Raw genomic sequence first — 12,711 nt, forward strand, 5'->3', positions numbered from 1 at the left:
CCGCGGCATCCACGGCGTCTGTGAACGCGCCAACTCCCTGCTCAAGACCACCTTCAAGGCCCTGCGCCGGGTCAGTCTCGACCCCAGCACAGATCGCCGCCGCAGCCCTCGTCCTGCTCCAACTCGAGTACGACCGCAACATCTGAACGCTCACACAACGCCATGATCCGTTACTGGGAAAGGCTCAATGGCATCTTCGGTACCCGTGGCCGCCTTCTGCCGGTCCGGCGGGTTGTGGCGGGCCAGGAGGCGCCTTGGACCATGTCCTACGTGGTGAGGCAGATGAGGCGCTTGTAGCAGCAGAGAGCGGCGGCCAGTCCGACCCGGTGGGCCCCACTGGCGCCGGCCTCATACGGATGCCGGCCGCATACGGACCCCGTCACCCGAACTCCTCCACGTACTCCTCCGGCGGCCCCAACTCAGGACGGTCCCGCAACTCCAGGACCCCGCCCAGCCGTTCCAGCTCCAGGACCGTCACGCTGTTCTCGCCCGCGCGCAGCAACGGTGCCGGGCAGTACAGCGTGACCTGGGGCCCGATCGCCCAGTAGCGGCCGAGCAGGAAGCCGTTGACCCAGACGAGGCCGCGGCCCGATCCCGGCAGTGCGAGGAAAATGTCCGCGGGTGTGTCGGCGTGGAACTCCGCGACGGCGAACCCGGCCTGCGTGGTCGCCGGGCCGACGGCGACCACGCCGGCCAGTTCCTGGGCGGACCACTCCTGCAGGGCGACCGGCGTGCTGGCCCAGCCCTGCACGATGCGCCGGTCGACGAGGACGGGGCCGAGCAGGCCCTTGGGCCGGCCGATGCCCGGGCCGTAGTTCACCCGGCCGAGGCTCTCGACCAGGACCTCCAGTCGTACGACGTCGCCGGTGCCGTGGACGGGGAGTTCCGGGGCCTCGGGATCGGCGACGCCGAGGAGGGCGCCGTCGGCGAAGACCAGCGCCCGGTCGCGCACGTCGGTGAGGGTCAGGCGGTGCTCGCCCGCCGGGATGCGCGGGTGCGCGGTGTGCAGGACCATGCCCGCGTCGAGGCCGAGTTGTTCGAAGGATGCGGGGCGCGGGGCGGTCGAGGTCGGGGCGGGCACGGCGCGGAGGCCGGCGAGCAGGTCGGCGTGGTGGACGAGCGGGACGCGGGTCGGTGGGAGCTTCGGCGTGCGCTCGGGTGAACGGAGGGGGCCACGGGCGACGCCGAGTGCCTCGCGCATGGCGAAGAACTTGGGGGTGAGCGTGCCGTCCTCGGCGATCGGCGCGTCGGAGTCGTAGCTCGTCACGATGGGCTCGAGTCGGCCCTCGTGGTCGTTGGCGCCCGCCCAGAGCCCGAAGTTGGTGCCGCCGTGCGCCATGTAGATGCTGACGCTGCCGCCGTCGGCGATGATGCCGCGCAGGGTGCCGACCGCGCTGTCCACCTCGCGGACGTGGTGCCGCTTGCCCCAGTGGTCGAACCAGCCGTTCCAGAACTCGGCGACCAGGAACGGTTCGTCGGGTCGCCGGGCTGCGAGGAGCCGCCGGGCGGCGTCGGGGTTGGAGCCGAGGGTGACGGCCGTCAGGGTCCCGGGCAGGGTGCCGCCGTCCAGCATGAGCTCGGTGGGTCCGTCGGCGGTGAACAGCAACTCCCGGATGCCCCGGGTGGAAAGCGCCTCGCGGTTCCAGAGGAGGTAGGCGTGGTCGTCGCCGTAGCTGCCGAACTCGTTCTCCACTTGCACCGCCACGACCGGCCCGCCCTCGGCGGCCTGGAGCGCGGCGATGCGCGGGACCAGCGCGTCGAACCAGCGGCCGACGGCGGAGGTGAACGCCGGATCCGAGCTGCGGACCGCGACGTCCCGGCCGGTGAGCCAGCTCGGCAGGCCGCCGTTGGACCACTCCGCGCAGATGTACGGGCCGGGCCGGACGATGACGTCGAGGCCCTCCTCGCCCACCGTGCGGATGAACCGCTCGATGTCCCGCCAACCGTCGAAGGACGGCGCCTCGTGCTCCCTGGTCTGATGGAAGTTCCAGGCCACATAGGTGTCGACCGTGTTGAGTCCGAGGTCGGCGAGCCGGCGGATCCGGTCCCGCCACAGGTCGGGGTGGACGCGGAAGTAGTGCAGCGCCCCCGACAGGATGCGATGCGGGACGCCGTGCCGGTACAGGCGGCCCCCGTGCCAGGTGAGCGCGCTGGTGGCGGCGCCGGCCGCCGTGTCGGTCGTGGTGTGGGCCGAAGCGATGTGTGTCGTTGGCGGCTCAGTCACCATGCGAGCTTATGTTATCGATGCCATACGTAACAAGTTCGATAGGATCGGTGAACGACGTCGCGGGCCGGCCGCGGGAGAGGAGCGCCATGACCGAGGGCACCGCGAGGCTGAGGCAGCCGAGCATGGCCGACGTGGCCCGGACCGCCGGGGTGTCGGCGCAGACCGTCTCGCGTGCGCTGCGCGGCTCGCCGAACGTCAACCCCGAGACCAAGAGGCGCGTGCTCGCCGCCGTGGAGCAGGTCGGTTACCGGTTCAACAGCGCCGCCAGGGCGCTGTCCTCCGGGCGCAGCCACACCATCGGGCTCGTCCTGCTGGCGTCCGGCGGGTACTACTCGCGCTCGGCGGTGACCGCCGGCGTCGAGGCGGCCGCCGGCGAGGCCGGGTACGCGGTGAACATCGCGACGATCGCCGCGCTCGACACCGGCCTGATGGAGCGGGCCCTGTCCAAGCTCGCCGACCAGGGCGTCGACGGCTTCGTCATCGCCGTGCCGCTCATCTCCGTGACGCGGAAGATGGAGGAGATCACCCACGACATCCCGACGGTCACCCTCGACGGCTCGCGGACGGCGGACGCCCGGGTGCTCGGCATCGACCAGCAGGAGGCGGGCCGCGTCGCCACGCAGCACCTGCTCGACCTGGGCCACCGCCAGGTCTGGCACCTCTCCGGTCCGGACGAGTGGATCGAGGCCCGCCAGCGGCGGCAGGGCTGGCAGGAGTGCCTGGCCGCGGCCGGGATCGAGGCGCCACCGGTCCTCGAAGGGGACTGGTCGCCCGACTCGGGATACCGGCAGGGGCAGATCATCGCGATGATCCCGGAGGTGACCGCGGTCTTCGTCGCGAGCGACGAGATGGCCTTCGGGGTGATCCGCGCGCTGCAGGAGCGCGGCCGGTCTGTGCCCGGCGACGTGTCCATCGTGAGCGTCGACGACATCGCCCTGGCGGCCTACTACTCGCCGCCGCTGACGACCGTCCGGCAGGACTTCTACCGCTACGGCGCGGCGGCCGTCGCCCTGCTGCTGGAGGGCGACGAGGCCGGCGTCGACGCATCCGTCGCCACCGTGTCACTGTCGGTGCGCGCCTCCACGGCACCACCGAGCTCCCGCTGAGCTTCGGGGCAGCTGTTCGGCCGTTCCCGGAAATGCCTCTGGTGGGCCTCTTGCGCCGTCATGCGAATCGGTGCCACCGTAAGCCTTTATGTTATCGGTGCCACCGTAACACGTCCGGATCACCCTGTGGTCCAGATCTCAGGCGCGGTGGTCCGGCGTCACGGCGGTGTGGCCTCCGACGGGGCCGGCCCCCGGCCTGTTCTACCGCTCGCAGCCAGGTGGGCAACTGTCCACGGGAAGGACCCCACATGAGGAGATCGCTCGTCCTCGCGGGCGCCGCGGTCACGGTGCTCGGACTGCTCGCCGGCTGTTCGTCCGGCGGGAGCGGCTCGGACTCCGGCAAGACGACCCTCAAGGTCGCCGCCCTCGAAGGCGGCTACGGCCGCGCCATGTACACGCAGGTCATCAAGCAGTACGAGGCCTCGCACCCCGGCATCGATGTCCAGTTGCAGATCTCGAAGAGCATCGAGGACGAGATCACCCCGAACATGAAGGCGGGAAAGTACCCGGACGTCGTCGTGCTCGGCCAGGGCCGTAAGGCCGCCCTCACCGAGACGCTGATCAAGGACAAGGCCCTCGAGGACCTCACACCGGTGCTCAAGGCGAAGGTCCCGGGTGAGAACAGGACCGTGGGGGACAAGCTCACCAAGGGCATCGTCGGCAACCTCAACACCAACCCCTACGGCAACGATCAGACGTACCTCATGCCGATGTACTACGCCCCGACCGGGCTCTTCTACAACAAGGGCCTGTTCGAGCAGAAGGGCTGGAAGGTCCCGAGCACCTGGGACGAGATGTTCGCGCTCGGCGACAAGGCCAAGAAGCAGGGCATTCCGCTGTTCACCTACCCGACCGCCGGCTACCTCGACTCGTTCTTCTTCGCGCTCCTCGCGGACATCGGCGGGGAGCAGTTCTACACCGACGTCATGACATACAAGAAGGACGTCTGGAAGACGGCGAACGCCCGGAAGGCCCTGGACATCACCACCCGGCTGCTCAGCTACGCCGCGCCGGCCACCGTCGGATACGCCAATGAGCAGGACTTCACCAAGAACCAGCAGCTGATCCTCGACAACAAGGCGCTGTTCATGCCGAACGGCACCTGGATCGTCGGCGAGATGGCGGATGCTCCCCGCGCGAAGGGCTTCAAGTGGGGCCTGACGCCGCTGCCGGCGGTCACCGCGGGCGGCAAGCGCTACATCACGACGTCGGTCGAGTCGGCCTGGATCCCCAAGGCCGCCGAACACAAGGACGCGGCCAAGGACTTCATCGCCTACCTGTACTCCGACAAGGCGGCGAAGATCTTCGCCAAGTCGAACGCCATCCAGCCGATCCAGGGCATCGCGGACACCCTGACCGGGGAGAACGCCGAGTTCTACAAGGTGTACGAGGACCCGTCGGTCTCCGCGCTCGTGGGCGGGTTCGCGAGCACCGCGCCCGTCGCGGGCGTCGACATCAAGGCCACGCTCTTCGACACCGCCAACAGCATCATCAGCGGCGACACCACCGAGGACAAGTGGCAGGCCGCGCTGAACGACGCCAGCGAGAAGCTGCGCCAGGCGGGCGACTGACGTGCCCGGCGGCGGCCCGGTCGGCCCGGACCGCCGCCGGTGTCTCCCATACGACTCCCTCGATTCCGCCGATCGACCCAAGGACCGGCACGGTGACGACCCTCTCCAGCCCACCCCCAGGCTCGACGAACGGCACATCCGAAACGGCCGGCAAGGCACCGTCCGCCGGGAGTTCCCGGCGAGGCGCCCGGGCCCCGGCCCGCGTCGGCCGCCGGCGCGGCAACACCGGCTTCGTGCTCGCCTGCCTGCTGCCCGCGCTGGTGCTCTTCGCGGTGTTCATGGTGATCCCGACCGTGAACGTGTTCCGGACGTCCCTCTACACCTGGGGCGGGTTCTCTCCCGACAAGCGCTTCGTGGGGCTCGACAACTTCCGCCACCTCCTCGACGACGAGCAGTTCATACGTGCGTTCCAGAACACGGTCGCCCTCCTGGTGGTGGTGACCGTCGTGACGATGGGCATGGGCCTGTTCCTCGCTGCGATCATGACCCGGCAGCGGCTGCGCGGGCGGAACCTCTACCGCTTCGTCCTCTACATCCCCAACGTGCTCTCGGTGGTCGTGATCGCGGCGATTTTCTCCGCCGTGTACGACCAGGACAACGGTCTGCTCAACGGCACGCTCCGGCTGCTCTCGCTCGACGGCCTGCAACAGGTCTGGCTCGGCAACCAGAAGATCGTGCTCTACTCCGTCGCGATCGCGATGGTCTGGCAGTCGCTGGGCTACTACATGGTCCTCTACATGGCGGGCATGGCGAGCATCCCGGAGGAGCTCTACGAGGCGAGCGCGCTCGACGGCGCCTCCGCCACCCGGCAGTTCTTCGCCCTCACACTGCCGCTCATCTGGCAGAGCCTGCGCACCACGCTGACGTTCTTCGTCATGAGCGCCGTGAACCTCAGCTTCGTGCTCGTCCGCGCGATGACCGGCGGCGGGCCCGACGGCTCCTCCGATGTCCTGCTGAACTACATGTACAAGCAGGCGTACACGAACTCGTCGTACGGCTACGGCATGGCCATCGGTGTCGTCGTCTTCGCGTTCTCGTTCCTCGTGTCGCTCCTGGTGAGCCGGGCGACGCGGCGCGAACCACTCCAGTTCTGAGAGCCCTTGAGGACAGGCACCATGACCACGATCAACTCGTCGTCCCGCCCCCGCACGGGCCGGGCGCTCACCTACGCCCTCGTCATCGCCCTCGCGCTCGCCATCGCGGTGCCGGTCGCCTGGGTGCTGCTCGCCTCGCTCAAGCAGAAGAGCGAGTTCTTCGGCAGCCCCTGGACGCTGCCGAAGGGCCTGCACGTCCAGAACTACGTCGCCGCGTTCGTCGACGCACACATGGGTCAGTACTTCCTGACCTCGGTGCTCGTCACGGTGCTCGGGCTGGTCCTCGTCCTGGCGGTCTCTGTGCCGGCGGCCTACGTCATCGCCCGGTACGAGTTCCGCGGCCGCCGCGTCGTGGAGATCGCGCTCATGGCCGGCCTCTTCGTCAACGTCAACTACATCGTCGTACCGATCTTCCTCATGCTCGTCGACTGGGACCGCGCGCTCATCGACGTCTTCCCCCGCGGGTTCTTCATCGACAACCCCGCGGTCCTGTCACTCGTCTACGCGGCCACGTCGATCCCGTTCACCATCTACCTGCTCACCGCGTACTTCCGGTCGATACCGGTCGAGTACGAGGAGGCCGCCGCCCTGGACGGGGCGTCCCGCTTCCGGATCATGACCAGGATCATGCTCCCGATGGCGCGCCCGGCGGTCACCACCGTGATCCTGTTCAACTTCCTGGCCTACTGGAACGACTTCATCATCTCGCTCACCCTGCTCCCCGGTGACGACAAGACGCTCCAGGTCGGACTGCTCAACCTGTTCACCGCGCAGAAGGCGGCGGCCGACTACGGGCGTCTGTACGCCGGCATGGTCATCGTCATCGTTCCCGTCCTCATCGTCTACGCGCTCATCCAGCGCCGGCTCATCGAGGGCATCGCATCGGGCGGCGTGAAGGGCTGACCGCCACCCCCCGCGGCATCAGTACCTCGCGGCATCAGCGGAAGGAAACGTCATGAAGGAATCGACGCGTACGGCGCTGCTCGTCACCGCCCGTACGCTCGTCGCGGCGGTCTGCCTCACGCTCGTCGTCATCGCGCGAACGACGGTCGGATGGGGTCACCTCCTGGTCATGCTGGCCGCTCTTGGCGGGCTGCTGGCACTGCTCGCCTCGTACAACCGGCGGTTCCGGTGACCGCGGCCGCGGCGTCCGGACGGGCACGGGCACGGGCACTGGCCGCGGTCCGGCCGAGCGAGCGCCAACTGGCCTGGCAGTCAATGGAGTTCTACGGATTCATCCACTTCGGCATGAACACCATGACGAACCGCGAGTGGGGCGAGGGACACGACGACCCCGCCGCCTTCGACCCGGCCGGGCTCGACGCGGACCAGTGGGTCGCGGCGCTCAAGAGCGCCGGGATGACCGGCGTGATCCTCACCTGCAAGCACCACGACGGCTTCTGTCTGTGGCCGAGCGACGTCACCGCCTACTCGGTCGCCTCGTCGCCGTGGCGGGGCGGCAAGGGCGACGTGGTCGCGGAGGTCGCCGACGCGGCCCGGCGGCACGGCCTGTGGTTCGGGATCTACCTGTCCCCCTGGGACCGCACCGAGGCGTCCTACGGCTCCGGGACCGCGTACGACGACTTCTACGCCGCCCAGCTCACCGAACTGCTCACCCGGTACGGGCCGGTGTTCTCGGTGTGGCTGGACGGCGCGAACGGCGAGGGCCCGAACGGCAAGCGCCAGATCTACGACTGGGAGCGGTACTACGCGGTCGTACGGGAGTTGCAGCCGGACGCGGTCATCGGCGTGTGCGGGCCCGACGTCCGCTGGTGCGGCAACGAGGCCGGGGACACCCGCCCCGACGAGTGGAGCGTGGTCCCGCGCGCCCTGCAGGACGGCGAGCGGACCGCGGACCGCTCACAGAAGGCGGACGACGGCACCTTCGCCCGGCTCGTCCGCAGCGACGACCGCGACCTCGGCAGCCGCGCCGCGCTGGTCGGGCACGAGGACGACCTGGTCTGGTACCCGGCCGAGGTCAACACCTCGATCCGTCCCGGCTGGTTCCACCACCCGGCCGAGGACGTCCAAGTCCGCTCGGTGGACGAGCTGTTCACCATCTACCTGCGGGCTGTCGGCGGCAACTCCTGCTTCCTGCTCAACGTCCCGCCGGCCCGGGACGGGCGCATACGGGACACCGACGTGGCGGTCCTTGAGCAACTCGGGCGGCGCATCGACGACTTCCGGTCGCGGCGGATCGAGGCGACCGCCACGACGGTCTCGTCCGGTACCCCGGGCGACGTCGCAACCGCGTGGCCCGGCGCGGCAGGGCGTACGCCGTGGCGGCCGGACGGCACGGACCCGCGGCCCGGCGTGACACTCGCGTTCGGGCGGCTCCGCCCGGTCGAGGCGGTCGTCGTGGGCGAGAACATCACGCAGGGACAGCGCATCGAGCACGTCGTAGTCCGGGGCCGCCGGGACGGCCGCTGGACGACGCTCGCCGAGGCGCACGCGGTGGGCTACCAGCGCATCCTGACCTTTACGCCGGTCGAGGTCGACGCCGTACTGGTCGAGGTGACGGAGGCGCGGGACACGCCCGTCGTGGCGCACGTGACCGCGATCGGGGCGGCCTCATGAAGGGAACGTTGCCCAAGCAGGGCACCTCGCGCAAGCCGAACAATGCCCGCAAGCCGAGCAACGCCGGCAGGCCAACCAACTCCCGCCGCCCGGGCGCCTCGCGCAAGCCTCGTGCCTCGCGGGGCGCGAGCACCTCCAGCACACCCCACACCTCCCGCAGGCCGTCGCGCCGGGCCGTCCTCCTCGTCACCGGCGTGTGCATCGCCCTCACCGCACTGGTGGTCACCGGAGTGACGCTGCTCCGCGACCACCGCACCGAGAACGAGGTCGCCTCCCTCGACGGGCATCCCGTAACGCGCGACGAACTGCTCTTCCACATGCGGCGACTCGCCCCGACCGTGCAGAACGAGCTGCGCAACAAGTACCACCTGGTGGGCCCGGTCGACTGGAACGCGAAGGCCGGCGACAAGACCGCGCTCCAGCGGCTCGAGACCCGTGCGCTCGACGAGATCCGGCAGGACAAGACCACGCTCATCCTCGCGAAGCAACAGGGGCTCGTCGACTCCGTGGACTACGCGGACTTCCTGGCCGACCTGGCCAAGGAGAACCAGTCCCGTGCCGACGCCATCGCAGCGGGCCAGACCGTGTATGGCCTCGCGCAGTTCTCCCCCGAGGAGTACTACACCCACCGGCTCACCGAGCTCACCACGAACCTGAAGAAGCGGCTCAGCGCGAACCCCGGCGACCCGCTCTGGGTCACCGACGCCGAAGTCCGGCGCGCGTTCGACGCCGACCGGGACGCCTGGAGCGCCAACGCGACCACGTACACGTACTCGCAGCTCGTCGTGCCGGTGCCCGCCGGCGCTTCCGCGGACTACGCGGCCCGCCTGCAGCGGCGGGTGGCCGCCGCCAAACGCCTCGCGGCCGTCGCCGCCGGGGTCCCCGGAGCCAAGCTCACGACCGGCACGTACGGCGGCAGCGGCTCCACCGGGCTGAACGCCCACGACCAAGACCTCATGGCGGTGCTCGGCAAACTCCGACCGGGCCATATCTCCGCCCCCGTCAAGGGCACCGGCCAGATCACCTACTACGAGCTCGACGGCAAGAAGGTCGACGAGGACAAGGCGTTCGCCGACTACCGCGGGCGGATCCGGCAGTCGCTCGTCGAGGAGAAGTTCGACAAGTACCTCCAACGCCGGGTCAGGGGCAGCGACATCGATGTCGACACCTCGGCGGTGGACGCCATCAACGCAAAGGATGTGCAGCAATGAGACCTTTCGACACCGAACCACCCCCCGTCGACGAGGCGGCGCCCAGACATCGGCGGTTCTCCGCACGGGCACTCCGCGCGAGCCTCAACACCCTGTTCACCGCCCTGCTCTCCGCAGTGCTCGTCGGCTCGCTGGTTCCCGCCGCGTACGCCGCCGCTGCCCCGGACCGCACCTCCTCCCGCGTCCCCGCCGCCGCCAAACCGAACTGGCCGGGCAACACCCCCAACAGGACCGGCGGCACGGACTACTTCATCGACGCCACCCACGGCCACAACAACGCGGCCGGGACCTCCCCCAAGACCGCCTGGCGCACCCTCGCCAAGGCGAACGCCACGCCGTTCCGGCCCGGCGACCGCATCCTGCTCAAGGCCGGCGAACAGTGGCAGGACGAGCAGCTCTGGCCGAAGGGCTCGGGCAGCGCGGGCAGGCCGATCACCATCTCGGCGTACGGCGACCCGAGCGCCGGCCTGCCGTACATCGCGACGAACGGCAAGGTGCCGAGCCCGTTCAACGCGGACGGCACGAAGAATCCCGCCACCGTCGGCCTGACCGGCGCCATCGTGCTGCGCAACCAGCAGTACTGGGACATCAACCACGTCGAGCTGTCCAATGACGACGACTTCGCGACCAACATCACCAAAGGGACACCCGCAGCACCTTACGTCCGCGACGGAATCATGGTGTCGATCAACGCCGACCTGCTGAAGCCCGGCGAGGACAGCATCATGGACCACTTCCGCATCTCGGACATATACGTCCACAACATCGACGGCCCGAGCTACTGGCAGAAGATCCACTACGGCGCCGTCGACTTCCAGGTCTTCGGCAGCAAGAGCTACAAGGACTACGGCACCGGCGGCTACTACTTCAAGGACGTCCGGATCGAGGACAACACCTTCGAGAACGTCGAACTGCACGCCGTCCAGTTCGCGTTCAACTGGTTCGCCGCCGACGGCGCGGACGCGGGCCAGTACGACGAGAACGGGAAGTGGCACGAGGGCTGGGAACAGCTGTGGGTACGCACCCGCGACCTGTACAGCCGGGATGTCTACATCGGCCACAACTACGCCGAGAGCATCGGCCAGGGCGCGATCCAGCTCGCCAACACCAAGAACATGACGGTCGAGTACAACGAGGTCAACGGCTATCTGAAGCGCTACGACGCCGTGTCCTGCGCGCTCTACCTGTGGGCGGGCGCGGACTCGGTCATGCAGTACAACGAGGTCTACGGCGGCCCCAGCGACGAGTTCGACGGCACCCCGTGGGACCTGGAGTACACGAACTTCAACGTCACGTACCAGTACAACTACTCGCACGACAACCAGGCGGGCTGGATGGCCTACATGGGCAACAGCTCCAACTCGACAGCCCGCTACAACCTCAGCGTCAACGACAACGGCGTACTCGTGAAGAACATGCTGTCGACGAACTACTCGCCGACGTACTTCACGAACAACACCTTCGTCTACGACGGCGCGGACCTCGACTACGTCCACGACGAGACGTTCCGGAGCCGCGTCTACTTCCTGAACAACATCTTCTACAACACCTCGAAGACGACCGCGACGCCGTGGTACCGCCGCACCGGCGCCCTACGGCAGGCCGTGTTCTCCAACAACGACTACTACGAGGCAAGCGGCACCCACTCCACCCAGGAACCGGCCGACCCGAGGGGACTGCGGGCCGACCCACGGTTCGTCGGTGACCCCGCCGACTACGTCACCGGGGCGGGCGTGGACCACATCCGAAAAGCGGCGGCACACTTCGCCCTCCGCAAGGACTCGCCGCTCATCGACGCCGGCCGCTACAACCCGCACCTGGGCACAAAGGACTTCCTCGGCACACACATCTACTACGGCAAGGCACCGGACATAGGCATCGCCGAGAGCCGCATCGGCCGGAAGGTCACCAACCCGGTCGACACCGACCCCATCGAGGAGGAGGTGGACAACCGCGTCGACCTCGCGCTCGGCAAACCGGTCACCGCGAGCTCGACCCACCCCGGGGCGAACGGGACGCTCACCGCGGACAAGCTGACCGACGGCGACCTGACGACCCGCTGGGCCGCGGCCGATGACGCGACCTACCCGATCACGCTCGACATCGACTTCGGCACGGGCACCTCCTTCGACCAGGTCTACCTGGACGAGTACACCGACTCGGGCACCAACCCGCGGGTGCAGTCCTTCCAACTGCAGCGGTGGGACCCCGGGACCGGCCAGTGGGTGACCTTCGCGAGCTACGACGACGGCATCGGGCACGACCGCACCGTGACAGGCTTCGGCGACGTCACGACCTCCCGGCTCCGGGTGGCGCTCACCCAGCAGATCGCGACGGAGCAGTACACGCCGACGCTGACCGAGATCGCTGTTTACCACACCGGGGATTAGGCCAGGCCGGAGCCGCTGCGGCGGCGCCAAGGGCCTCCGCTGGGCCGATCTCCCCACCCCGGAGAACGGCGAGCAGGGGCCCTTGGCCCTCGAGCTGGTTTCGGGAAGGGGCTGTGGTTTCACCTCGCCCCGAAACCGGCTTCGCCCCCGGTAATCGGAGTAGCCGCCGTCGCAGACCACATCGGAGACGCCCTTGCCAACCCGGGCAGCACTTATCCGACGAAGAGCGACAAGCAGCTGTCCGGCGGGAGCGCCTTGAACCCGCTGCACCGGCTTGCGCCGGGACCCCAGCGCGGCCGTGACGGTCCGTCTGGGGGCTTTTTGCACCGCCCGGACTCAGTGAGCCTTTCCCAGTAACGGATCATGGCGTTGTGTGAGCGTTCAGATGTTGCGGTCGTACTCGAGTTGGAGCAGGACGAGGGCTGCGGCGGCGATCTGTGTAATGCGGCTGGGGTCGAGACTGACCCGGCGCAGGGCCTTGAAGGTGGTCTTGAGCAGGGAGTTGGCGCGTTCACAGACGCCGTGGATGCCGCGG

Annotated in this window: 9 protein-coding genes and 2 pseudogenes; 9 read left to right on the forward strand and 2 right to left on the reverse strand. The window is 68.9% G+C overall.

Features of this window, described 5'->3' with window-relative positions:
- Positions 1-146 (forward strand): annotated as a pseudogene (locus H8R17_RS42490) (IS5/IS1182 family transposase); the annotation flags it as partial.
- 233 nt (positions 147-379) lie between these two features.
- Here H8R17_RS42490 and H8R17_RS42495 read toward each other — a convergent pair.
- Positions 380-2,224 carry a beta-galactosidase gene (locus tag H8R17_RS42495; RefSeq protein WP_316959710.1) on the reverse strand — a complete coding sequence of 615 codons (1,845 nt, stop codon included), beginning with the start codon at positions 2,222-2,224 and terminating at the stop codon, positions 380-382.
- Between the two features lie 89 nt (positions 2,225-2,313).
- Here H8R17_RS42495 and H8R17_RS42500 point away from each other — a divergent pair, with 89 nt between their 5' ends.
- The 8 genes from H8R17_RS42500 to H8R17_RS42535 all read left to right on the forward strand — a co-directional run bounded on the left by H8R17_RS42500 (position 2,314) and on the right by H8R17_RS42535 (position 12,176).
- Entirely contained in the window at positions 2,314-3,333 is a 1,020-nt protein-coding gene (locus H8R17_RS42500; protein WP_187828540.1) for a LacI family DNA-binding transcriptional regulator, read from the forward strand.
- Positions 3,334-3,581: 248 nt separating this feature from the next.
- Positions 3,582-4,904 carry a carbohydrate ABC transporter substrate-binding protein gene (locus tag H8R17_RS42505; RefSeq protein WP_187828541.1) on the forward strand — a complete coding sequence of 441 codons (1,323 nt, stop codon included), beginning with the start codon at positions 3,582-3,584 and terminating at the stop codon, positions 4,902-4,904.
- 92 nt (positions 4,905-4,996) lie between these two features.
- On the forward strand, positions 4,997-5,998 hold the full coding sequence (locus H8R17_RS42510; RefSeq protein ID WP_316959711.1) for a sugar ABC transporter permease: 1,002 nt from the start codon (positions 4,997-4,999) through the stop codon (positions 5,996-5,998).
- Positions 5,999-6,019: 21 nt separating this feature from the next.
- The gene (locus H8R17_RS42515) at positions 6,020-6,901 is read left to right on the forward strand and encodes a carbohydrate ABC transporter permease (protein ID WP_187828542.1); all 882 of its coding nucleotides are present in this window, start codon (positions 6,020-6,022) and stop codon (positions 6,899-6,901) included.
- 52 nt (positions 6,902-6,953) lie between these two features.
- Positions 6,954-7,133 carry a DUF6903 family protein gene (locus tag H8R17_RS42520; protein WP_187828543.1) on the forward strand — a complete coding sequence of 60 codons (180 nt, stop codon included), beginning with the start codon at positions 6,954-6,956 and terminating at the stop codon, positions 7,131-7,133.
- Positions 7,130-8,575 carry an alpha-L-fucosidase gene (locus H8R17_RS42525; RefSeq protein WP_316959712.1) on the forward strand — a complete coding sequence of 482 codons (1,446 nt, stop codon included), beginning with the start codon at positions 7,130-7,132 and terminating at the stop codon, positions 8,573-8,575. The genes H8R17_RS42520 and H8R17_RS42525 overlap by 4 nt, the downstream gene beginning before the upstream one ends.
- The gene (locus H8R17_RS42530; protein ID WP_187828545.1) at positions 8,572-9,786 is read left to right on the forward strand and encodes a peptidyl-prolyl cis-trans isomerase; all 1,215 of its coding nucleotides are present in this window, start codon (positions 8,572-8,574) and stop codon (positions 9,784-9,786) included. The genes H8R17_RS42525 and H8R17_RS42530 overlap by 4 nt, the downstream gene beginning before the upstream one ends.
- Positions 9,783-12,176 carry a discoidin domain-containing protein gene (locus H8R17_RS42535; protein ID WP_187828546.1) on the forward strand — a complete coding sequence of 798 codons (2,394 nt, stop codon included), beginning with the start codon at positions 9,783-9,785 and terminating at the stop codon, positions 12,174-12,176. The genes H8R17_RS42530 and H8R17_RS42535 overlap by 4 nt, the downstream gene beginning before the upstream one ends.
- Before the next feature lie 381 nt (positions 12,177-12,557).
- Here H8R17_RS42535 and H8R17_RS42540 read toward each other — a convergent pair.
- A pseudogene (locus H8R17_RS42540) lies at positions 12,558-12,711 on the reverse strand (IS5/IS1182 family transposase); the annotation flags it as partial.

It is taken from the genome of Streptomyces sp. TRM68367, from assembly GCF_014495685.1.
Taxonomy (GTDB): domain Bacteria; phylum Actinomycetota; class Actinomycetes; order Streptomycetales; family Streptomycetaceae; genus Streptomyces.